The sequence below is a fragment of the Altererythrobacter sp. GH1-8 genome, from assembly GCF_043702085.1.
Lineage (GTDB): Bacteria > Pseudomonadota > Alphaproteobacteria > Sphingomonadales > Sphingomonadaceae > Erythrobacter.
This window is the reverse complement of the sequence record NZ_CP171690.1, coordinates 725,217-747,183: the sequence shown is the minus strand read 5'-3', so window position 1 is coordinate 747,183 and position 21,967 is coordinate 725,217. Positions and strand designations below refer to the sequence as shown.

Below are 21,967 nucleotides of genomic sequence, written 5' to 3'. Positions count from 1 at the left end.
GCAAAGGGGCGTCATGTCGTCGTCCCTTCAAATGCCGCCGGAATGGGCACCGCAGCGCTGGCTGTGGATCGGATTCCCGCATCTGGCGGAAGAATGGCCGGGCTCCCTCGAGCCCGCGCAGGAACAGATCGCGAGCTTCGCGAAAGCTGTGGCAGAGAGCGGGCAGGAGGTTCGCCTGCTGGTCCGTGACGAAACCAATGAAGCGCGGGCGAAAGCGCTGGTCTCGGACCGCGTCACGCTGGAGCGCCGAACCTATGGCGATATCTGGCTGCGCGATACGGGCCCCTTGGTGCGCGAGAATGGCACCGCGCTGCGCTGCCGCTTCAATGGCTGGGGCGGGAAGTATCTGATGCCGGGCGACCAGACAATTGGCGCGGAGCTTGCGCGCGATGCCGGCCTGCCAGTCGAGCAGTCGGACTGGGTGCTGGAAGGCGGCGCGATTGACGGTGACGGCACTGGCACCATCCTCACAACAGAACAGTGCCTGCTCAATCCCAATCGCAATCCGGAATTGACCCGGGAGGACATTGAACAGCACCTCAAGCGGGATCTCGGCGCAACGCAGATCGTGTGGTTAGGCGATGGCCTGATCAATGATCACACCGATGGCCATGTCGACAACCTTGCGCGGTTTGTTGCTCCCGGTGAAGTGGTCTTGCCGCGAGCGACCGGGCCCGATGATCCCAATGCGGCAATCTATGCCGATGCAAAGGCGCGTCTGCTGGGCGCGGGCCTCACGGTTCACGAAATCCCTTCACCCGGTCGGATCGTCCGCGATGGCGCGATCGAGCCCGCAAGCTACGTCAATTTTGCGATTACCACGCATCTGGTGGTGGTACCCACCTTCGGCTCGCCGCACGACGATGCAGGCGTTGCGGCGATTGCCGAGCTGTTTCCAGATCGCGCGACCATCGGCTTGCCCGGCGATGCGGTTCTGGCAGGCGGCGGAGGCTTTCACTGCGCCAGCCAGCAAATGCCGGTATTGGAACAGGCGTGTTCTTAACGACCCGTTAGGATTCGCGAGGCATTATGACCGTCAATGTCCAAACCCATTTCTCTTACGCGCGCGGCTCAGCTGACACATAAGGTTGCTGAGGTACGGCTCGAAGTGATCCGCATCACGCTGGTCTCGACTTGCGCCGTCGCACTCATCGTCGCTGACCGCGCGCTTCCTTTTTGATTTGGACAATCAGCTCCGCAGATCAGGCGGAGTGGCTTCGGCCTTCAGCATCGCAACAGCTTCGTCGAGCGGCATGACACGCTGATCCTTTTCGCCCAGCGTACGGATAGCGACCGTGCCTTCCTCAGCTTCGCGCATGCCAACAACCAGCAGGTGCGGCACCTTCGCAAGGCTATGTTCGCGCACCTTGTAGTTGATCTTCTCATTGCGGAAGTCGGTTTCAACACGGATGCCCGCAGCAGCGAGTTTCGCTGCGACTTCTTGCCCGTAAGGATCAGCGTCCGACACAATGGTCGCAATCACCGCCTGCACGGGCGCAAGCCACACCGGCATGCGCCCCGCGAAGTGCTCGATCAGAATGCCGATAAAACGCTCATACGAACCGAAAATCGCGCGGTGCAGCATGACCGGACGGTGGCGTCCGCCATCTTCACCGATATAGGTCGCATCGAGCCGTTCAGGCAGCACGCGGTCGCCCTGGATCGTGCCGACCTGCCAGGTTCGTCCGATCGCATCGGTCAAATGCCATTCGAGCTTGGGCGCATAAAACGCCCCTTCACCGGGCAGTTCTTCCCAGCCATATTCGTCATTCGCCATGCCGGCCTCTGCCACAGCATCGCGCAATTCCTGCTCCGCCTTGTCCCAGTCCTCATCCGAGCCAAAGCGCTTCTCCGGCCTGAGAGCCAGCTTGACATGATAACTGAAACCGAAGTCGCGATAGACGCTGTCCGCCAGCTTGCAGAAGGCGCGCACTTCATCGACGACCTGTTCTTCCGTGCAGAAGATATGCGCATCATCCTGCGTGAACTGGCGCACCCGCATCAGCCCGTGCAGCGCGCCATGCGGCTCGTTGCGGTGGCAACAGCCCATCTCGCCCAACCGGATTGGAAGCTCCTTGTAGCTGGTGATGCCCTGCTTGAAGACGAGCACATGCGCCGGGCAGTTCATCGGCTTGATCGCCATCCACTCGGCATCAGCCGCGACCTTGGGCGAGGCCGCACCGTCGTCCTCGTTCACTTCAGGCACCATGTCCGGCACTGCAAACATGTTCTCTGCATATTTGCCCCAGTGGCCAGATTGGGTCCATTGACGCACATCCATCAGCTGCGGCGTCTTGATTTCCTGATAGCCTGCGCCGTCCATCTTGCGGCGCATATAGGCCTCCAGCTCGCGCCAGATCCGGTAGCCATTGGGATGCCAGAATACGCTGCCATGCGCTTCTTCCTGCAAGTGGAACAGGTCCATCTCGCGGCCAAGCTTGCGGTGGTCGCGCTTGCCAGCCTCCTCCAGCCGGTGAAGGTGCGCATTCAATTGCTTCTTGTTGAGCCAGCCGGTGCCGTAAATGCGGGTCAGCTGCGCATTCTTCTGGTCGCCGCGCCAGTAAGCGCCAGCGGTGCGCATCAGCTTGAACGCATCGGGATCAAGCTTGCCGGTGCTCGGCAAGTGTGGTCCGCGGCACATGTCGAGCCAGTCATCGCCTGACCAGTAGACCGTCAGCTCTTCGTTTTCAGGAAGCTCTTTGGCCCATTCCGCCTTGAAACTTTCGCCCTCCGTTTCCCACTTTTCGATCAGCTGTTCGCGCGACCAGACTTCACGCCGCAGCGGCTTATCAGCCCGGATGATGTCGCGCATCTTTTCCTCAATCGCGGGCAAGTCATCCATGCCGAAGGGTTCGCGAGAGGCCGGTGCCATCACATCATAGTAGAACCCGTCATCGGTCGCAGGCCCAAAGGTGATCTGCGTTCCGGGCCAGAGCGCCTGCACGGCTTCTGCCAGCACATGCGCATAGTCATGGCGCGCGAGCTCGAGCGCTTCCGCTTCATCGCGCGAAGTGATCAGCGCTAGCTCTGCATCGCAATCGAAAGGCCGATTGAGATCCCGCACTTCACCATTCACGCGCGCAGCCAGTGCCGCCTTGGCAAGACCGGGCCCAATCGCCGCAGCCACATCTGCCGGCGTTGAGCCCGGCTCCATTTCGCGCAACGATCCATCGGGCAGGCTGATCTTGAGAAGTTCGGTCATTTCAATCTCTGGTAATCTCGTTTGAACCGCCCATGGCACAATGCCACGCGCGCTTGAAGTACGGTGTGAGGCTTATTTTCCGATTTCGGGAGGACACCGCGCCACCCGAAACCGGGTGGCGGTGACTGCGACTATGCCGCGACCAACCGCCCCCGGATATCCGAGGTGGTAGTTGTGGTCGTGGTCGTCAGCAGCTTGGCCATGGCGGACCATATAGACCCAGTGTCTTGCGATGTCATTACCTTACCAGCCTGCGCTTGCATTTTGCGGCATGCAGCGGGCATGAGGCGGTCATGACTGCTGTTCAGTTTCACAAGCTCAGGAACGAGCGCAAGATCGCCTTTCGCCACACTGCGGGAACTGGCCCGATGCTGGTGTTCCTGCCCGGCTATATGTCCGACATGGATGGCGGCAAGGCGACCGCGGTGTTCGATTGGGCCACAGCGCAAGGCCGCGCAGCCTTGCTGCTCGATTACTCCGGCTGCGGCCAGAGCTCGGGCGACTTTGCAGACGGATCGCTCAGCATCTGGCGCGATGAAGTGCTCGAATTGATCGAGGCCCAGAGTGAAGGTCAGCCAGTGCTGCTGATCGGCTCCTCCATGGGTGGCTGGCTGATGCTGATGGTAGGCGAAGCGCTGGGGCCAAGACTCGCCGGGATTGTCGGGATCGCCTGCGCGCCCGACTTTACCCAATGGGGCCGCAGCGATGCTGACAAGGCGAAGCTGCGCGCTGGAGAAACGGTCTACGACGAAAACCCATACGGACCGGACCCCACGCCTATTCACGCAAAGTTCTGGGCGGACGGTCAGGCCAATCTGATGCTTGATCGCACAATCGCAATCGATGCGCCGGTGCGGCTGCTGCACGGGCAGCGCGACGATGATGTGCCGTGGGAGATCAGCCTGGCCCTCGCAGAAGCGCTGCGTTCAGACAATGTGCAGACGCTCTTCATCAAGGATGGCGATCACCGCCTCTCGCGCGATGCAGACATAGCGCTCCTGACAAGGACCTGCGCACAGCTGCTCGCCGAGATCGACCACCCTGCCAAAGAGAACTGAATGTCCATCATTGCTTCAACTGTGCTTCCGATTATTCTGCTCCAGATCGGCCCTAACCCGATGTTCGGGCAGATTGAGGATCACTCGGCCATGGTACAGGACCGCCCGCCACGAGAACCACGTCAGCAAGAGCTGGATTTTGCGCAGCCCGATCCCGCCGCGCTGATCGGGGCCAAGGATGATGGCTGGCTGACCAATTGCCTCGAGCTGGTCGAAACGGACCCTGCGCGCGCGCATGTCCAGGCACAATTGCGGCGCAGCGAGACCAGCGGCGCGGATCAGGTCGTCGCGAATTACTGCCTTGGCCTTGCCGCGATCAATCTTGAGCTGTTCGAAGATGCACTGAGCGCCTTCACCTCGGCGCGGGACGACACCGATCAAAGCGAACTCAGCCTGCGCGCACGGTTCGGGATCATGGCTGGTAACGCTGCGCTTGCCGATCAACGCCAGCAGCATGCCGCGATCCTGCTGAGCGAGGCTGAGCGCGACGCCGAAGCGGCGGGCAATGGTCGTCTCGCGGCCTTCGCCGCGCTCGATCAGGCCCGCATTCTCGTCGCGCGGGGAGAGACGGCGCAGGCTGAAACCAAGCTCGCCGCAGCTACGAGGCTCGATCCGCAATCTGCCGAGGCCTGGCTGCTTTCCGCGACCCTGATGCGGCGGCTGGAGCGGCTGGTCGAAGCGCAGCAAATGATCGAGCAGGCGAGCATACTGTCGCCGAGCGATCCCGACATCGCGCTCGAAGCGGGTGTTATCGCCGTGCTGAGCGGGGGCGACGATGCCGCGCGCAGCAGCTGGAACTCCGTCATCGACTTGGCCCCCGACAGTCCGCAAGCCGACGCGGCGCGCGCCTATCTCGCGCAGTTGGCAGGGACAGCTCCTTCTCCCTGATGGTCGCTCTTTCGGTCCTTGACCTCGTCCCGGTACGCGAAGGCGGCAGCGTCGCAGAAGCACTGCAGGCCACCACCGCGCTTGCACAGGCGGCAGAGACGCATGGTTACAAGCGTTTCTGGGTGGCAGAGCACCACGCCATGGAAGGCATTGCGGGTGGTGCGACTTCAGTCGTGTTGAGCCATATCGGCAGCGCGACCAGCAGCATCCGGATCGGCTCTGGCGGGATCATGCTGCCTAACCACACCCCGTTCCAGATTGCTGAGCAGTTCGGCACGCTTGATGCACTTTTTCCGGGCAGGATCGACCTCGGGCTGGGACGCGCTCCTGGTGCAGGACCTGAATTGCAGCGCGCGTTGCGCAAGGACCTCCACCGCGCGGCGGAGATGTTCCCGCAGGATGTGGTTGAGCTAATGGCTCTGATGGAAGGCGAGGACGATCTTGCGATTCAGGCGACACCGGGACGCGGCGCGAAACCAGAATTCTGGATGCTGGGTTCAAGCCTGTTTGGCGCGCAGCTCGCCGCGCGGCTGGGGCTGCCCTATGCCTTTGCGGCGCATTTTGCGCCTGACCATCTCGACACCGCGCTGGAGCTCTACCGCCGCGATTTTCAAGCCTCGGAGCATTGCGAGAAGCCGCGTGTAATGGTCGCGATGAACGTGTTTGCCGCTGAGACGGAAGCGGAGGCACGGCTGCTCGCTTCGAGCCAGCAGCAGAGCTTTGTCCGCCTGCGTACCGGGTCGCCAGGCAAGCTGCCGCCGCCTGTTCCTGACTATCTCGACAGTTTGCCCGCCTCGGCGCGCGCCATGCTGGAGCATCTGGGGCAGGCAGCGGCAATCGGAACCCCATCGCAGGTTGCCGAACACATCAACGCTTTCGCCAAACGCACCGGCGCGGATGAAATAATCGTTGCAGGCGCAACCTATGAACCCCAAGACCGGATCCGCTCGCTCAAACTGACTAGGGGGGCCATGTCGGCCTGAACGAACGGATCCGGCGGGGATTTAACCGAAGCTGTGAAGCCCGGCTTCACCGAGGACCAAACGCGCTGCATCACTGCCGGAAGGGAAAGAGCCAATCCGCAAAGCGCACTCTGGTTGTAGAGCGTTTGCTGATTGAACGGGTAGCTCGGGCAAAAAAAATCTCGCTTGCCCGGATCGGCCGGTAAGCCTATTCACGAATTAATCGTGCAATAACAGAAAATAATATTGCGCAATTTTGTCTGCAGGCAGGAGCAGGATATGGCCGCCAAGACGCCTTCACAATCGCCCAAGCCTCTGAAATCCAAGGCATCCAGAGACCCGTCAAGCGCGCAGTCGGATCACGGGTCTGTGACGCCCCAGCGCGTCGATCAGTTCGCAAAGGCGATGCGCGACTCATTGCTGCCAGGTGACACTCCCTTCTCCGGGAAGCCGCTTGAGGAAGCAGCGCGATTTGTGCTTGAAGCCGCGGCCTCGCGTGATCCGCAGCGCAGCGCAATTACCATCTCCAGTGCCAGTGACGAGCGCCGCTTCACCCGCCTCGCGATCGTCAACGACGACATGCCGTTCCTGGTCGATTCCGTCGCTGCCGCGATTGCCGCGCAGCGCCTTGCGATTGACCGGCTGGTGCATCCGGTCGTCAAGGTGGAGCGCGACTCCAAGGGCACGCTGACCGATCTCTCGGCAGGATCGTCTCAGGCGAAGGGGCAGCGCGAATCGCTGATCTACATCGAAACGGATCGCGTCGATGCGCGCGACCGGCGCGAGCTGGAAAAGGAACTGCGCCTCACCCTGATGGATGTCGGTGCTGCAGTGGTCGACTGGCCCAAGCTGCAGGACGCAATGCGAGAGGATGCCGCGCATCTGGCGGACGAAGAAAATGCAGCGCTGCTCGAATGGTTCAATTCCGGCATGTTGACGCAGCTCGGCCATGTCACCCGGCAGCGCGATGGCGGCCATGCCAAGGTTCTGGGTGTATGCCGCAAGGGCGCGAAGAACCTGCTTTCGGATGAAAGCTATCAGCGCGCGTTCGCCTGGTTCGACGATGCGCCCGCAAAGTCCCCGCGCGAGCTTCTGGTGGTCAAGGCCAATCAGGCCTCGCGCGTCCACCGGCGCGTCCCGCTTGACCTGTTCATCGTGCCGCAGCGCGAGGACGGCAAGGTCACGGCGCTGTCGGTCCATGCAGGCGTCTGGACCAGTGCCGCGCTGGCCACGCCTCCAGCCAAGGTCCCGGTGCTCAGGTCAACGCTTCACCAGCTAACGGAGCGACTTGGCTTTGCCGCGTCAAGCCATGACGGCAAGGCACTGGTCCATGCCTTGACCGCTTTGCCGCACGATTTGCTGGTCGGTTTTGCCAGCGACGATGTCGCGCGGCTTGCGACCACCATGATGGGATTGGTCGACCGGCCGCGCCCGCGCCTCGCACTGGTGACAGCGCCGCTTGCCCGCCACGTGTTTGCCTTCGTCTGGCTGCCGCGCGACATGCTGGCGACGCGGGTGCGCCACATGATCCAGGACATGCTGACCGAAGGCGACGGCATCGAGCTGCTCGACTGGAGCCTCGAAGTCGAAGGCGGCAATCTCGCCATGCTGCGCTTCGTGCTGGATATTCGCGCCGCAGCCGATGGACTGGATTTCGATCAGGCCGCCCTCGAAGCCCGGCTGCAGGATATGCTGCGCGGCTGGGGCGAAGCGGTCGAGCGGCACCTGGCGGAAACCGAGGAGGCAGGCCGGGCGGCCGCCATCGCAACCCGCCACGCGAACGAATTCCCGATCGAATATCGCGAACGTTACAGCGCGGCCGAAGCGGCGCGCGATCTGATCGCCTTGCGTTCCCTCAACAGCGCCCCGGACAAGTTGCGATCCGCGCGGTTCTACGGGCTCGACAAGGACCCCGACAACCGACTGCGGCTGAAAATCTATCAGCACGAAGGCGCTTTGCCGCTGTCCGACGTTGTGCCCGCACTGGAGAATTTCGGCTTCCGCGTGATCAAGGAAATCCCTACAGTCCTGGCTGGGACCGAGTTGGGGTCAATCCACGAATTCACGCTCGACACACCGGAAGGCAGCGACGCTGAGTCCGTACTCGAACGTGCTGATGCGATTGAAGACTCGATTGCCGCCGTGCTCAACGGCCATGCCGAAAACGATGCCTTCAATCGTCTTGTCGTCAATGTCGGCCTGAGCGCTGAGGAGGCGGACTGGCTGCGCGCTTTCTATCGCTACCTGCGCCAGACGGGAATGAGCTTCACGATCTACACCGTGGTCGATGCGCTGAGCGGAGCACAAAGCGTAACCCGCGCCCTGATCGACCAACTGCGCGCCTGCCACCAGCCGGATTTCAAGGGTAACCGCGACGATGCGGCGCAGGAAGCGAGGGACGCTATCAAGCGCGGTCTGGCCAAGGTGAACGCGATCAATGACGACCGCTTGCTGCGGCTCTATCAGGCGCTGATTGAAGCGATCCTGCGGACCAATGTCTTTGCGCCAGCCGCGCGCGAAGCCTTGGCCTTCAAGATCGACTCCAGCCTTGTCCCGAACCTGCCCAAGCCGATCCCCTGGCGTGAGATCTGGGTCTATTCGCGCCGGGTCGAAGGCATCCACTTACGCGCGGGCCCGATTGCGCGCGGTGGTTTGCGCTGGTCCGACCGCCGCGACGATTTCCGCACGGAAATTCTCGGCCTGATGAAAGCGCAGCGGGTTAAGAACGCGGTGATCGTTCCGACTGGCGCCAAAGGCGGGTTCTATCCCAAGCAGCTGCCATCACCGGCGCGTGACCGCGAAGCTTGGGCGGCGGAAGGTCAGGCGAGCTACGAGGTCTTCATCCGCACGCTGCTCTCCGTGACCGACAACCTCGTCAATGGCAAGGTTGTGCATCCGGCCAATGTCGTGATCCGCGACGGCGAAGATCCGTACTTCGTGGTGGCCGCGGACAAGGGCACTGCCAAATTCTCCGACATCGCCAACGCAATCGCCGAAAGGGCCGGCTTCTGGCTCGGCGACGCGTTCGCCAGCGGCGGCTCCAATGGCTACGATCACAAGGCAATGGGCATCACTGCGCGCGGTGCCTGGGTCAGCGTCCAGCGCCACTTCCTTGAGCAGGGCGTGGACGTGCAGAAGGACACCATTCGCGTTGCAGGATGCGGCGACATGTCGGGCGATGTGTTCGGCAATGGCATGCTGCTGTCGAAAGCGATCCAGCTGGTGGCAGCGTTCGACCACCGTCACATCTTCATCGATCCCGATCCTGATCCGGCCAAGAGCTGGAAAGAACGCAAGCGCATGTTCGAACTCTCAAGATCGAGCTGGGACGATTATGACAAGGGCCTGATTTCCAAGGGCGGCGGCGTCTATTCACGCGATGCGAAGTCGATCAAACTGTCCAAGCCTGCGCAGAAAGCGCTCGGTGTGGAGCAGGCGGAGTGGGAGCCGGAAGCGCTGATCAGAGCGATCCTCACAAGCCCGGTTGACCTGCTCTGGTTCGGCGGCATCGGCACCTACATCAAGGCGTCGAGCGAGAACAATGCCAGCGTCGGCGATCCCGGCAATGACCTGCTGAGGGTCGATGCGCGTGACTTGAATGCCAAAGTGATCGGAGAAGGCGCGAATCTTGCCATCACGCAGGCGGGCCGGATCGAATTCGGCCTCAATGGCGGGCGCGGCAACACCGACTTCATCGACAATTCGGCAGGCGTCGATTGCTCGGATAACGAGGTCAACATCAAGATTGCGCTGGCGGATGCGCGCCGCGCAGACAAGCTCTCGGAAAAGCGGCGTATAGCCTTGCTCGAAGAAATGACGGACGATGTCGCGGACATCGTGCTGGAAGACAACCGCTTGCAGGCACTCGCCCTTTCGGTGGCTGAATCGAGCGGTCCACGGGCGATGGATTCGCAGATCCACCTGATTGAAACGCTTGAGCAGCGAGGCGCGCTCGATCGCAAGACCGAAGGGCTGGCGGATAACCAGACACTCAGCCGCAGAGCCGCTGACGGACAGGGGCTGACCCGTCCAGAGCTCGCCGTGCTGCTGTCATCGACCAAGCTCGTGCTGCAGGACGCGATCGAAAACAGTCGCCTCCCGCAGGCGGAAACCCTCAAATCCACGCTGGTGGGAAGCTTCCCGTCGCAAATGCGCGAGGACTTTGCCAAGCAGATCGCGGGCCACCAGCTGCGCGCGGAAATCGTTGCGACGAAGCTTGCCAACCGGATCGTCAACCGGCTCGGCATCATCCACCCGTTCGAGCTCGCCGAGGAAGAAGGGGTCGACCTGTCGCAAGTCGCCGCGAGCTTCGTCGCGGTTGAGACCTTGTTCGACCTGCCGCAGCTGTGGACGGCGATCGAAGAGCAGTCGATGCCGGAACAGGCGCGCCTGCGCTTGCTTGACAGGGTGGCGGCGGCGACCGCGAACCTGATGTCCGACGTCTTGCGCACGACCGGCGGCAAGATCGAGATCGAACAGCTCGCGAAGGATCTGGGCGACAGGATCAACACTCTGTCCGATGCGACCGACCGCCTGATTGCCAGCGAAGCGCGTAAGCAATCGGCGGCCTTGTGCGCGGAACTGCGTGACGCGGGTGCTCCGGAAAAGCTCGCAAATGCGGTTGCGACCCTGTTCGACATGGATGGGGCAACGGGCCTCGCACAGCTCGCGTTCGAAGCTGAAATCGATGCCGAGGAGCTCACTCGTGCATTCACCACGATCGGAGAGCGGCTTGGCCTCGGGTGGGCACAGAGCACTGCAGCGATGATGAATCCGTCCGATATCTGGGAGCGTCCGCTGGTCAGCGGTCTCGCCCGCGACTTCCAGCAGATGCGGCTTGAATTCCTGCGTCGCCAGCTGCGCAAGAAGTCTGCCAAGAACGATCCGCAGACGGCAGTTGAGAACTGGACAGACAAGCACGAAGATGCCATCGCGCAATTCCGCTCGACCATTTCGCGGGCGCAGGCGCAGACCCCCGTCTCACCTGTCGCACTGGCGCAAATCGCCAGCCAGGCGCGCAATTTGCTGGAGCGCTAGGGTTCGCACGGCTTTGATACCCGCCATTCCGAGGGCTTGACCTTGTCTGTATTTGCGCCGACGGACGCGCCTATGGATCACGCAGATATTGTCATCGTGGGGGCGGGGCATGGCGGCGCACAGGCCGCGATTGCGCTGCGCCAGCAGGGTCATGAAGGTTCAATCATATTGCTCGGGCGGGAGCAGGAACCGCCCTATGAGCGTCCGCCCTTGTCCAAGGAATACCTCGCGGGCGACAAGCCGTTTGAACGCATTCTGATCCGGCCGGAGAAGTTCTGGGCGGACAAGGCTATCGACTTGAGGCTCGGCGCGCCGGTCGCGGAAATCGACGGGCTCGGCCACGCGGTCGTCCTCTCTGACGGCTCGCGCATTGGCTATCGCAAGCTGATCTGGGCCGGAGGTGGCGATGCGCGCCGCCTGTCCTGTTCAGGTGCCAATCTCAAAGGCGTGCACTGCGTGCGCACTAGGCGCGATGTCGATGCGATCATGCAGGCGCTGGAAGGCGGCGCGCAGAAAGTCGTTGTCATCGGCGGCGGCTATATCGGGCTTGAAGCGGCGGCTGTGCTGCGCAAGCTGGGCCGCGAAGTGACGCTGCTCGAAGCCTTGCCGAGGGTCCTGGCTCGGGTCGCAGGAGAAGAGCTGAGCCGCTTCTACGAAGACGAACACCGCCGCCAGGGCGTCGATGTCCGCTTGAACACGCAAGTCGAAGCGCTCGAAGGCGAGGATGATCACGTCTCCTCGGTCAGGCTTGCAGACGGGAGCTCCATCCCGTGCGACATGGTAATTGTCGGTATCGGCATCGTACCTTCGGTCGGCCCGCTGATTGCGGCAGGTGCCACCGGTTCCAACGGCGTCGATGTCGACGAATTCTGCCGCACCACGCTCGATGATGTTTTCGCTATCGGCGACTGCGCAGCGCATGCCAACGACTTCGCAGATCGAGCGATCATCCGGCTGGAATCGGTCCAGAACGCGAATGACATGGCCAATTGCGTTGCCCGCGCGATCATGGGCGATAAGGAGCCCTATCACGCGCTGCCATGGTTCTGGTCCAACCAGTATGATCTGAAGCTGCAGACTGCAGGGCTGAGCCTGGGCCATGACCAGACCGTGCTGCGCGGCGATCCGTCGGACCGCAAGTTCACGCTGGTCTATCTCAAGGAAGGCCGCCCGATCGCATTCGACTGCGTCAACACCGTCAAGGACTATGTCCAGGGGCGCAAGCTGCTGGAAAGCGGTCCGCAGCAGATCGATCCGGACTTGCTGGCCAACCCGGACGTCCCCCTGAAAGAATTGATCTACGTCCGCGACTGATCGGCGAATTGTGCAAGCGCCCATTGCGCCGCTTCCACGACCACCGGATCGGAATCGTCAAGCAGGTTTTCAACCGGTGCAAGCAGGCTGAGATCGCGGCTATTGCCCGCGGCATAGAGGCAATTGCGGACGAACCGGTCTCGCCCGATCCGCTTGATCGGGGAACCGGAAAACAGCCGGCGAAATCCCGCATCATCCAGCGCCAGCAAATGCGAGAGCCTTGGCGCGACAAGCTCGGCGCGCGGGAGGAAATCGCGATGCCGCGCCGCGCTCTGAGCAAACTTGTTCCACGGGCACACCGCAAGGCAATCATCGCAGCCGTAAATGCGGTTGCCGAGACCTTTGCGCAGTTCCTCGTCAACCGGTCCCTTGTGCTCGATCGTAAGGTAGGAAATGCAACGCCGCGCATCGAGCTGATAGGGCGCGGGGAATGCATCGGTCGGGCACGCCGCCTGGCACGCATTGCATGAACCGCAGCGATCCTCATGCGGCGTGTCAGGCCCGAGTTCGAGCGTCGTGTAGATCGCGCCAAGAAACAGCCAGCTGCCATGCTCGCGGCTGACGAGGTTGGTGTGCTTGCCTTGCCATCCTAGCCCCGCTGCAGCGCCCAGCGGTTTTTCCATCACCGGTGCGGTATCGACGAACACCTTGAGCTCGCTCTCCGGTTCCTGCGCGATCAGCCAGCGCGCCAGAGCCTTGAGCCGTTTCTTGAGCGTATCGTGATAGTCCCGACCTTGCGCATAGACCGATATCCGCGCGCGGTCCGGATGAGCCTCGAGCGCAAGCGGATCGCTCGCAGGCGCGTAGCTCATGCCCAGCGCGATCACGCTTTTCGCCTCGAGCCATAGCCCTTGGGGCGAAGCGCGCTGGCCTTTGCGCTCCTCCATCCATGTCATGGAGCCATGATTGCCTGCGTCCAGCCATTGCTCCAGTCGCCTGGTCCGGACCGGGTCCTCTGCCGCTGACGTAACGCCAAATGTGACGAAGCCCAGTCGCCCGGCCTCAGCCCGGAGCCGAACTTTCAAATCAGAGATTTGCGCTGCGTTAACCACGCTTGGGGTTGCTCCCGTTTAGTCCGCAGGGTTAATCGGGCGGAATGGATGTAGCGGTAAGCCAACTTAAACCGGCAGGCAATTCGCCTGATTCGGACAGCCGTGCGCTCGCGATCGAAGCGCGCGGCCTCGTCAAACGCTTCGACGGGACGCTTGCCGTTGACGGTGTCGACCTCGCTGTGCGTCGGGGCGCGATCTATGGCGTGCTTGGCCCGAACGGGGCAGGCAAGACCACAACCTTGCGCATGCTGCTGGGCATTATTGACCCTGATGAAGGTGTGCGGCGCATCTTCGGACATGACCATCCGCACGATATTGCCCGCCTGATTGGCTATCTGCCCGAGGAACGCGGGCTCTATCCGACCATGAAAGCGATAGACGCGATCGCCTTCCTCGGCGCGCTGCGCGGCCTTTCGCTGGAAGAAGGGCGCAGGCGTGGCCGCGAACTGCTGGAGCGGCATGATCTCGGCCATGCCGCGGAACGCACGATCCGGCAGCTTTCCAAGGGCATGGCGCAAACCGTCCAGCTGCTTGGCACGCTGGTGCATCAACCGCGCCTCGTGGTGCTGGACGAGCCCTTCAGCGGGCTCGACGCGATCAACCAGGGCAAGCTGGAAACGATGATCCGTGCTCTGGCCGATGATGGCGTGACGGTCATCTTTTCAACTCACGTCATCCATCATGCAGAGCGCCTGTGCGAAGGGGTTGCGATCATTGCCGGCGGCAAGGTGCCCTATGCGGGCAGCGTCGAGGCCGCACGTGACCGGATCCCTGCGCAGGTTCGTCTGGAGACCCGCGCCCGCGAAGGGGCATGGATGCAGGCTTTGCCAGCCGACACTCGCCGCGAAGGCGACTTTTTCTATTTCCCGCTGCCCGCAAGCGGGATCGAGCCCTTGCTGCGGCAACTTATCGTAGGCGATGCCGGAATCCTTTCGCTTTCGATCGAGCGGGCAGGGTTACATGATGCCTTCGTCCATATCGCAGGTGAAGCGGCCGCACGCGCAATGGAAGCCGATACCATAGGGAAGGCAGGCTGATGATGGACGCAGCTCTCATGGACCCTCAGGCCAAGTCGCGCCTGTCGCACTGGCAGGCAGCATGGGTCATCGCCCGGCGCGATTTCGTCGCGATCCTGTTTAGCCGCAGTTTCCTGTTTTTCCTGCTCGGCCCGCTGTTCCCTGCGATCGTGTTCGCGCTTTCCGGCGGGATTGGCGCAGCCGCTGTCGAGCGCGGCAATGACACGCGGATTGCGCTGCAAATGCCGAGCGAGGATATCCAGCAATTGCTGGCCGCCCACCACCGGATCGAGCGCGAGCTGGGGTACAATGCGATCCCGCATTTCACGATCTATGATCCGGGGAAAGGTGCCCAACCGATCGATATTCCCGCCTTGCTCGCTGATCCGAGCGGCAGGACCGGAGCCACGTTGACGGGAACACTGGAGAATCCGGTGCTGACCGGAACGCAGGCGCGCGTCAACGCCTGGCGCGGCATCCTCGCCGTGCAGCTGTCCATGGCGCGCAATGAAACCGATGTGAGCTATCCGGCGCTGCAGACGCAGATCAATGATGTAAGCGGGGCCAAGACCAAGAGCCAGCGCCGCAACACCGCGCAGATATCGATCACCTTGCTGTTCCTGCTGACCATGCTGCTTGCCGGTATGGTGCTGTCCAATCTGGTCGAGGAAAAAGCCAACAAGATCATCGAAATCCTCGCGGCTGCGCTGCCGATGCAGGCGGTGTTCCTCGGCAAATTGCTTGCCATGCTGGCCGTATCGCTGGTGGGGATTGCCGTATGGGCCTCCGCATTGGGAGCGGTGCTGCTGCTCGCAGGCGACTTTGGCGGGATCAAGCAGCTGATCATGGGGCTGTCCGAGCCCGGCGTGGGCTGGCCGCTTTTCATCCTGCTGTTCATAATCAATTTCTCGATGGGCTATCTGCTGCTCGGCTCTGTCTTTCTCGCGATCGGTGCGCTCGCATCGACCGTGCGCGAAGTGCAGACCCTGTCCATGCCCGTCACCATGTTGCAGCTGTTCATCTTCTTCTTCACCCAGATTGCCATCGTCGGGGGCTGGTCAGTGGTCGACATGATCGCCGTGCTGTTTCCGTTCAGCTCGCCCTTCGCGATGACCGCAATGGCAGCGCGCAGCGACCTGATCTGGCCGCATCTCGCCGCGTTCATCTACCAGGCAATCTGGGTGCTGCTGTTCATCAAATGGGGCTCGACCCTGTTCCGCAAGCGCGTGATGAAATCCGGCAGCGGCGGACATGCCAAGGTGAAGCGCAGCTGGCTCGACCGGCTGCGCGGGCGCAAGGCATACGCGTAACGACAGGCAGCATGTCGGCGCGACGCGGGCGCTGTCACAATCCTGCAAATAGGTTCGTTTTGGCAACCTATATTGACATTGCTGTCGATAGGCGTGACAGTGCCACCCAGTGAGATTGTGCGGCCATGGAGTCGCCACCACGGGAGAGAGATCAAATGGCCACGCTTGCCCCGCAGCGCCCGGAATGTCGCACCTCGCCGACCGCTTATGAAGCGCTCAAGGACTATTTTTCCGAGCATCCCGAGCAGCGCCCGGCTCACCCGCACAAGTGGGATGTGAGCCGCAGCGACATCTACTACAACAACACCTGGCAGCCGATCTTCAAGGAAATGCGCGAAGCTGGCCCGCTGCATTACATTCCAGAAAGCCCGTTCGGCCCTTATTGGGCGGTGGTCGGCCACAAGGCGATCCAGCATATCGAGGCACTGCCCGAGGTCTTCTCTTCGAGCTGGGAACATGGCGGGATCACCATCCTCAACCGGCTCAGCGAAGAAGAAATCGCTAAAAGCGGATTTGACCGGCGCGAGCTGCCGATGTTCATCGCGATGGACCGGCCCCAGCACACCGGCCAGAGGCGCACGGTTGCGCCCAAGTTCACGCCTAGCGGCATGGCGGAAATGGAAGGCGAAATTCGCCAGCGCACGGGCGAGCTTCTGGACAGCCTCCCGCGCGGCGAGGTGTTCGACTGGGTCGACAAGGTTTCGATCGAACTGACCACCGGCATGCTCGCGATCCTGTTTGGCTTTCCGTGGGAAGACCGCCGCCTGCTGACCTTCTGGTCGGACTGGTCGGGCGATACCGAACTCGCCACCGTGCGCGCCCTGGACGAGATGCGCTGGGGCTTCCTCCATGAGATGGCGGCCTATTTCCAGTCGCTGTGGATCGAGCGGACCCATGACAAGGAGCCAGGCGACGACCTTATCTCGATGATGATCCACTCCGAAGCGATGAACCAGATGAGCCCGGAAGAATTCATCGGCAATCTGGTGCTGCTGATCGTCGGCGGGAATGACACCACTCGCAATTCGATGAGCGGGATCATCTATCAGCTCGACAAGAACCCCGATCAGCGCAAGCTGTTCGAGCAGAAACCGGAGCTGATCCCCAATGCAGTGCAGGAAATCCTGCGGATGCAAACCCCGCTTGCGCATATGCGCCGGACCTGCACCCAAGACACCGAAGTGTTCGGCCAGCAGATCAGGAAGGGCGACAAGGTGGTGCTGTGGTACATCTCCGCCAATCGCGATGAAGAACTGTTCGAAAATCCCGACAAGCTCGACATCACCCGCGAAAACGCCCGCCGCCACATCGCCTTCGGCTATGGCATTCACCGCTGCGTCGGTGCGCGCCTCGCAGAGCTGCAATTGCGCGTTCTGCTGGAAGAGCTTCACAAGCGCCGGATGCGCGTGCATGTCGCGGGCGACATTGAACGTGTGCGAGCGAACTTCGTCCACGGCTTCCGCAAGCTGGAAGTCGAAATCACGGAATTCTAATACTGCGCGCCAATCCGCGCAGGTGAAACCTTTCGCGGTTCTGCAGCGTATATAGAGGTATGGAACAAAAGAACTTTCCAGCGATTGGCCGGCGGCAGATGCTCGCAGGCCTCGGTCTCACTGTCTCGATCCCGGTGCTCGCTTCGTGCGGCGTTGCACCCGCGCAGGCGAAGACCTTTCCTGTCTCCCTGAGCGATGCGGAATGGCGCAAGCGGCTGACGAAAGCAGAATACCGCATCCTGCGCGAAGCAGGCACCGAGCCGCCCTTCACTTCGCCGCTCAATGACGAGAAGCGCGCGGGCACTTTCGTGTGCGCCGGCTGCGGCAACGCGCTCTATTCGTCCAAGACAAAGTATGACAGCGGCACCGGGTGGCCAAGCTTCTGGGCACCGATTGCCAAGGGCGCTGTCGCAACCAGCACCGATTACAAGATCGGCTATCCCCGCACCGAAGTGCATTGCGCGGATTGCGGTGGGCACTTGGGTCATATCTTTGGCGACGGTCCCAAGCCGACCGGTAAGCGGCATTGCATCAACGGGCTGGCGCTGGATTTCCGTTCTGCCTGATGTCGCGCGCTAGCTGGCGCGCACGCGCCACAGGCGGAAGCTCGTGTCCGCTTCCAGCTCGACCGGCTCAAGCCAGTCAGGCGCATCGCCATCGCGCAGCTGCGCCATGAAGCCATCGGGGCTTGCACTGATGTAGAGCGCAGGCTCGCTGAGATCAGGGCACAGCGCAACATAGCTCGTGCCGCGCCTGGTCAAAACCTCGCGTGCATTCTGCCCGCTGCCCGTGGCAATCTGGATGACCTGCCGCATTCCTTCCGCCCCGCGGTGATGGCCGGTGGCAATTACGCTATGCGGCGTCTCGAGGAGCAGCCGCGGCGCAATGTCGAGCGGAGCATAGATTTCGCCCTTGGGCAGAGCCGCGAGCGCATCGGCATGATCAGCGATCCGGCAGGACGAGACCTTGACCGGGCCGGAGCCGATAGGTGTGCCGACAATCGCGGCCTGGGCCGGCATCGCGACGGCCAGCACCGTGAGCGGCAGGGCCGGGAGCAAGGCGCAAGCGACCGCCGCCAGAGCCACGACTTTCCTGCCCGGCCTGTCGATAAGGCGAATGCGGCGCAGCCACTGGTCGATCTGCCAGCCAAGCGGAGCGGCGGCGAGCGCGCCAGCCAGTGCCCCTGCTCGGGCAACCAGCAACGCCATGATCAGCGCCGCTACAAGAATGATCGTGTAGTCCGCCCACCACCGGCGCAGCCAGTCGCGCGACTGTGCGGTAAGCTGAAGCGATGCAAAGATCCCCAGCAGCGGCAGAATCACAATCTGCATTCCGGTGCGCAGGTCCTGCCGCCAGATCGGCAGGCCTTCGCCAATCTGCGAATGCCAGAAGCTGCGCAGCACCGCATCGATGCCGAGCGGACCGCTCGCGGCGCAATGTGCAGTGCTCCATCCGATCACGCCAAGGCTGCCGCCAGCGGCAATCAGGAAGCCGAGCAGGACACCCGCGCGCGGCAAGGGTTCTGCACGTGCCATGACGGTCGTGATCGCAGCCATCCATCCCATTGCTGCGAGGTGCGCCGTGCCGATCGCATCGCACGGCGTTTCAAGCCCCGGCAAGCCTCGCGTCAGGAGATAGAGTGCTGTCGAGCTTGCGAACAGCGAGCGCGTCAAATGGACCAGCCATTCTCCCTCGGTTCGATTGCGCAACCAGCGCGTAGCGACCAGGGTTACGAGCATAGCCGCCAGCGGAGCGCCTTCGATCGAGATCGCCAGCCAGGCTGATATCGCCAGGCCGGCGAGCCATCCCCCCACCTTCGCGTCGCGCGCCATCAGGGCGTTGACGGCGAGCAGGGCGCAGACGATCTGCCAGCCGTGATGGTCGATCCGCAGCGGGCCGAACTGGAACAGCAGCGGCATGGAAAGGGCCATCGCGACACAGGCAAAGCCCGCCTCTGCCTCTCCGATCAGTCGCCACGCAATGCGCGCGGTCAGCAGCATTGCAAGGAGCAAGGTGAACAGCGGGACGATGATCAGAGCGGCAAGCTCTGCCGCGCTTGACCCCAGCAGCGGCGTCAGCACGAAGATCACCGCCGCAATCGGCAGATCGACGAGACGGGACCAATGTGTGTCGACACCGCCAGCGCCCGCATCGACGCGGTATTGCGTCAGGTCGAACCAGCCTTGTCCGGCCAGAAGGTCGCGCACCTGAACAAGGCGCATTATGTCGTCAGGATCAGGGTAAAGCCGTACGGCGATCTCGTGCAGATTGTTGAGCAGCGCAAGCGCAGCGATCAGGACCCACAACAGGCCAACCCGCATCAAAAGGTCTGGCGTGAGCGCGGAACGGCGACGTTCAACCAGCATGGCTCAGCCCAGCCCCGGCTGTTGCTTCCTGGCTCGAAACACGATTTGTGCGCGCAGCAGCCAGGTTGCGGTGAAACTGACCGCTATAGCCGCCAGCTTGGCAAGGCGCGGGTCGAATCCTGCCGCATCGCCCAATCCGACAATGACGGTGGTCAGGCCCAGTCCCACCAGGGCAGAGAGCACGAACAAGGCCTTCTGCCAGGTACGTGCGCCGCGCTCTTCGGCCACGCTATCGTGGAATACAGCGCGGCTGGAAACCAGCCAATGCACGGCAATGCCGAAGGAATATCCAATCGCTGAGGCGGGTGCTGCCGCGACGCCCAGCGCGAGCAAGCCAAGGAATGCGCCCACGTCTGCTGCCAGCGCGCCAACGCTCGCCATGACATAGCGAACGAAGCGCACATCGCGCAGTCTGGTCAGCCAAGCGGTCATTGGCAGAATTCCCCTTCGCGGCAGCAGGAATTATCGCGCTGCACTGAAGGACAAAGATGACAGAACACGGTTAAGGAAATGCCAAGATGCCGAGAGCACAGGCGTTAAGAAATGAGCCCGGGCGAGGATCGGCAGAAACCCTTGTTCAGGCTTGCTTCTTGATCCGTTCCGGTACGTCGCGCACAGACGCAAGCGCGGCTTGCTGGTCGTCGGTGATCCCGGCTTCAGAGCGCGGATTGTCTTCGCTGGGCCTGGGCGCCCGCTCAGGCAGCTTCGCCTCAGCCCCTTCGTCGCCTGCCTCGTGATACTCCGCATCTTCGTTGACGCACCAGATGTCGTAGACGCGTTCGCCCGCCATGATGTTCTCGACCGTCAGCATGGCGGTCATCATCGCGTGGTCCTGATTGTTATAGCGATGCATCCCGTTGCGCCCGACCATATGCAGCGTGGGATATTTCGCTTCCAGCTCGCGGCGCATCGCAGCGACATTGGCTTCGTAGTCATCGTCATAGACCGGATAGGCCTTTTCCTGACGGACGACCGCCCCGCCCGTGACTTGTTTCGGATCGCACAGGCCGAGAATTTCCATCTCGCGCGTTGCCTGCGCGATCAGATCCTCGTCACTCGAAGACCACAGCCCGTCACCTTCAAAACAGAAATATTCAAGGCCCACGCATGCCATGTCATCGTCCGGGATCATTTCCGGCGACCAGCTGCGGAAGTTCTGCACCCGGCCGACTTGCACCCGCTCGTCATGGATATAGATCCAGTTGTCGGGGAAGAGGTCTTCCGATTTGACCATCAGCGCCACCGTCAGGAAGTCGCGATACCGAAGCGCATTGGCCTGCAAGGTGCTGTCCGGCAGCGGGTGCAAGCGCTTCGAGAGCTCGCGCATCGGCGCAGAGCTGATCGCGTGCTTCGCCCGGATCACGACATCGCCGCCTTTACCGGCGGCACTCATCCGCCAGCCGCCCTGACCATCGCTGGAAAGTTGCTTCAGTGCGTGTCCCATGAACAGCTGGCCCTTGCCGGAGCTAAGGATCTTGTCACGCGCCGCCTCCCACATCATGCCCGGGCCAAGGCGCGGATAGCGGAAGGTTTCCAGGAGGGTCTTCGTCGCCATTCCGTCATTAGGCTTCTTGTTGAGGCCGAGCGAGCGCTTCAATCCGTCGAGCACCGCGCTCCACAGCGACAATCCCTTGATCCGCTGTGCCGCCCAGTCAGCGCTCATCTCATCGCACGGCATCCCCCACACCTTCTCGGTATAGGTCTTGAAGAAGATCGAATAGAGCTTGCGGCCGAACTGGTTTGTCGTCCAGTCCTCGAAGCTTTTCACGTGCTTGATCGGAAACAGCTTGTAGCGCAGATAGCTCAGCATGCAGGCGGCCGAGCGCAGGATGCCGAGATTGGACAGCGCTTCGAACGCACGTAGCGGGTATGAGTAGAACTTGCCCTCGTAATAGATGCGGCTCATCCGCGGGCGTTGGATGAAGTCATCCGGCAGAATCTCGTTCCACAGATCGACCACTTGCTGCGATTTCGAAAAGAAGCGGTGGCCGCCAATGTCAAAGCGATAGCCATCATGCTCGACCGTGCGGCTGATCCCGCCAACATAGGTGTCGTCCTGCTCGATGATCGCAACGGTCTTGCCCTGCTTCGTCAGCAGATAGCCAGCCGTCAGCCCTGCAGGGCCAGCACCAATGATAGCTACATCGACTTCGATCGCGCTGTCATTCTCTGTCCGGAAATGCGGCACGGGTCCCCCTTCAGTCATCGCATTGGGGGGAGTGAAGGAAATTGGTTACTGAGCCGTAAACTTGCGCAGGGCCGCGCTGAA

At 62.1% G+C, this 21,967-nt stretch carries 16 protein-coding genes; 11 read left to right on the top strand and 5 right to left on the bottom strand.

All coding sequences use genetic code 11. The features are described from left to right. Window positions 1–13 precede the first annotated feature (13 nt). Together ACG9DO_RS03710 and ACG9DO_RS03705 are read left to right on the top strand one after the other, a co-directional pair. Window positions 14–1,003, top strand: a complete 990-nt coding sequence (locus tag ACG9DO_RS03710) for an agmatine deiminase family protein (RefSeq protein ID WP_394730380.1) — start codon at window positions 14–16, stop codon at window positions 1,001–1,003. Between the two features lie 36 nt (window positions 1,004–1,039). After that, window positions 1,040–1,180 (top strand): hypothetical protein, encoded by a 141-nt coding sequence (locus ACG9DO_RS03705; protein ID WP_394730379.1) that lies wholly within the window; start codon window positions 1,040–1,042, stop codon window positions 1,178–1,180. Between the two features lie 9 nt (window positions 1,181–1,189). Here the strand turns inward: ACG9DO_RS03705 and thrS are convergent, their stop codons facing one another. Beyond that, window positions 1,190–3,202: a threonine--tRNA ligase gene (thrS, locus tag ACG9DO_RS03700; protein WP_394730378.1), complete on the bottom strand. Its 2,013-nt coding sequence runs from the start codon at window positions 3,200–3,202 to the stop codon at window positions 1,190–1,192. Window positions 3,203–3,495: 293 nt separating this feature from the next. Between thrS and ACG9DO_RS03695 the strand changes: the two genes are divergently transcribed. From ACG9DO_RS03695 to ACG9DO_RS03675, 5 genes are all read left to right on the top strand, one after another. Next, the gene (locus tag ACG9DO_RS03695) at window positions 3,496–4,260 is read left to right on the top strand and encodes an alpha/beta hydrolase (protein WP_394730377.1); all 765 of its coding nucleotides are present in this window, start codon (window positions 3,496–3,498) and stop codon (window positions 4,258–4,260) included. Then, window positions 4,261–5,148, top strand: coding sequence for a tetratricopeptide repeat protein (locus ACG9DO_RS03690; RefSeq protein ID WP_394730376.1), 888 nt, complete (start codon window positions 4,261–4,263; stop codon window positions 5,146–5,148). Then, the gene (locus tag ACG9DO_RS03685; RefSeq protein WP_394730375.1) at window positions 5,148–6,131 is read left to right on the top strand and encodes an LLM class flavin-dependent oxidoreductase; all 984 of its coding nucleotides are present in this window, start codon (window positions 5,148–5,150) and stop codon (window positions 6,129–6,131) included. Before ACG9DO_RS03690 ends, ACG9DO_RS03685 begins: the two co-directional genes overlap by 1 nt. Before the next feature lie 258 nt (window positions 6,132–6,389). Next, the gene (locus ACG9DO_RS03680; protein ID WP_394730374.1) at window positions 6,390–11,147 is read left to right on the top strand and encodes an NAD-glutamate dehydrogenase; all 4,758 of its coding nucleotides are present in this window, start codon (window positions 6,390–6,392) and stop codon (window positions 11,145–11,147) included. A gap of 72 nt (window positions 11,148–11,219) precedes the next feature. Then, entirely contained in the window at window positions 11,220–12,461 is a 1,242-nt protein-coding gene (locus ACG9DO_RS03675; RefSeq protein WP_394730373.1) for an NAD(P)/FAD-dependent oxidoreductase, read from the top strand. On the opposite strand, the gene queG is transcribed toward ACG9DO_RS03675, so the two are convergent. Beyond that, window positions 12,446–13,486, bottom strand: a complete 1,041-nt coding sequence (gene queG / locus ACG9DO_RS03670; RefSeq protein ID WP_394730372.1) for a tRNA epoxyqueuosine(34) reductase QueG — start codon at window positions 13,484–13,486, stop codon at window positions 12,446–12,448. The two genes, ACG9DO_RS03675 and queG, sit on opposite strands and share 16 nt — an antisense overlap. 71 nt (window positions 13,487–13,557) lie before the next feature. Here queG and ACG9DO_RS03665 point away from each other — a divergent pair, with 71 nt between their 5' ends. The 4 genes from ACG9DO_RS03665 to msrB all read left to right on the top strand — a co-directional run bounded on the left by ACG9DO_RS03665 (window position 13,558) and on the right by msrB (window position 17,898). Then, window positions 13,558–14,550, top strand: coding sequence for an ABC transporter ATP-binding protein (locus ACG9DO_RS03665; protein ID WP_394730371.1), 993 nt, complete (start codon window positions 13,558–13,560; stop codon window positions 14,548–14,550). Continuing rightward, window positions 14,550–15,839: an ABC transporter permease gene (locus ACG9DO_RS03660; protein WP_394730370.1), complete on the top strand. Its 1,290-nt coding sequence runs from the start codon at window positions 14,550–14,552 to the stop codon at window positions 15,837–15,839. The genes ACG9DO_RS03665 and ACG9DO_RS03660 overlap by 1 nt, the downstream gene beginning before the upstream one ends. Window positions 15,840–15,994: 155 nt before the next feature. After that, a complete protein-coding gene (locus ACG9DO_RS03655) occupies window positions 15,995–17,332 on the top strand; it encodes a cytochrome P450 (protein WP_394730369.1) in 1,338 nt (445 codons plus the stop codon). Between the two features lie 59 nt (window positions 17,333–17,391). Then, the gene (gene msrB / locus ACG9DO_RS03650; protein WP_394730368.1) at window positions 17,392–17,898 is read left to right on the top strand and encodes a peptide-methionine (R)-S-oxide reductase MsrB; all 507 of its coding nucleotides are present in this window, start codon (window positions 17,392–17,394) and stop codon (window positions 17,896–17,898) included. 9 nt (window positions 17,899–17,907) lie between these two features. On the opposite strand, the gene ACG9DO_RS03645 is transcribed toward msrB, so the two are convergent. The 3 genes from ACG9DO_RS03645 to ACG9DO_RS03635 form a co-directional block, all read right to left on the bottom strand. Continuing rightward, window positions 17,908–19,698, bottom strand: a complete 1,791-nt coding sequence (locus ACG9DO_RS03645; protein ID WP_394730367.1) for a hypothetical protein — start codon at window positions 19,696–19,698, stop codon at window positions 17,908–17,910. Window positions 19,699–19,701: 3 nt separating this feature from the next. Then, window positions 19,702–20,130 (bottom strand): GtrA family protein, encoded by a 429-nt coding sequence (locus ACG9DO_RS03640; protein ID WP_394730366.1) that lies wholly within the window; start codon window positions 20,128–20,130, stop codon window positions 19,702–19,704. 145 nt (window positions 20,131–20,275) lie between these two features. After that, window positions 20,276–21,904 (bottom strand): NAD(P)/FAD-dependent oxidoreductase, encoded by a 1,629-nt coding sequence (locus tag ACG9DO_RS03635; RefSeq protein ID WP_394730365.1) that lies wholly within the window; start codon window positions 21,902–21,904, stop codon window positions 20,276–20,278. Between the last annotated feature and the right edge of the window lie 63 nt (window positions 21,905–21,967).

What these genes read in the sequence shown, in the direction of transcription:
- ACG9DO_RS03680 (WP_394730374.1), top strand. Translation starts at nt 6,390, where the DNA reads ATGGCCGCCAAGACGCCTTCACAATCGCCCAAGCCTCTGAAATCCAAG.
- ACG9DO_RS03695 (WP_394730377.1), top strand. Translation starts at nt 3,496, where the DNA reads ATGACTGCTGTTCAGTTTCACAAGCTCAGGAACGAGCGCAAGATCGCC.
- ACG9DO_RS03710 (WP_394730380.1), top strand. Translation starts at nt 14, where the DNA reads ATGTCGTCGTCCCTTCAAATGCCGCCGGAATGGGCACCGCAGCGCTGG.
- ACG9DO_RS03690 (WP_394730376.1), top strand. Translation starts at nt 4,261, where the DNA reads ATGTCCATCATTGCTTCAACTGTGCTTCCGATTATTCTGCTCCAGATC.
- msrB (WP_394730368.1), top strand. Translation starts at nt 17,392, where the DNA reads ATGGAACAAAAGAACTTTCCAGCGATTGGCCGGCGGCAGATGCTCGCA.
- thrS (WP_394730378.1), bottom strand. Translation starts at nt 3,202, where the DNA reads ATGACCGAACTTCTCAAGATCAGCCTGCCCGATGGATCGTTGCGCGAA.
- ACG9DO_RS03685 (WP_394730375.1), top strand. Translation starts at nt 5,148, where the DNA reads ATGGTCGCTCTTTCGGTCCTTGACCTCGTCCCGGTACGCGAAGGCGGC.
- ACG9DO_RS03665 (WP_394730371.1), top strand. Translation starts at nt 13,558, where the DNA reads ATGGATGTAGCGGTAAGCCAACTTAAACCGGCAGGCAATTCGCCTGAT.
- ACG9DO_RS03675 (WP_394730373.1), top strand. Translation starts at nt 11,220, where the DNA reads ATGGATCACGCAGATATTGTCATCGTGGGGGCGGGGCATGGCGGCGCA.
- ACG9DO_RS03640 (WP_394730366.1), bottom strand. Translation starts at nt 20,130, where the DNA reads ATGACCGCTTGGCTGACCAGACTGCGCGATGTGCGCTTCGTTCGCTAT.
- ACG9DO_RS03635 (WP_394730365.1), bottom strand. Translation starts at nt 21,904, where the DNA reads ATGACTGAAGGGGGACCCGTGCCGCATTTCCGGACAGAGAATGACAGC.
- ACG9DO_RS03655 (WP_394730369.1), top strand. Translation starts at nt 15,995, where the DNA reads ATGGCCACGCTTGCCCCGCAGCGCCCGGAATGTCGCACCTCGCCGACC.
- ACG9DO_RS03660 (WP_394730370.1), top strand. Translation starts at nt 14,550, where the DNA reads ATGATGGACGCAGCTCTCATGGACCCTCAGGCCAAGTCGCGCCTGTCG.
- ACG9DO_RS03705 (WP_394730379.1), top strand. Translation starts at nt 1,040, where the DNA reads ATGTCCAAACCCATTTCTCTTACGCGCGCGGCTCAGCTGACACATAAG.
- ACG9DO_RS03645 (WP_394730367.1), bottom strand. Translation starts at nt 19,698, where the DNA reads ATGCTGGTTGAACGTCGCCGTTCCGCGCTCACGCCAGACCTTTTGATG.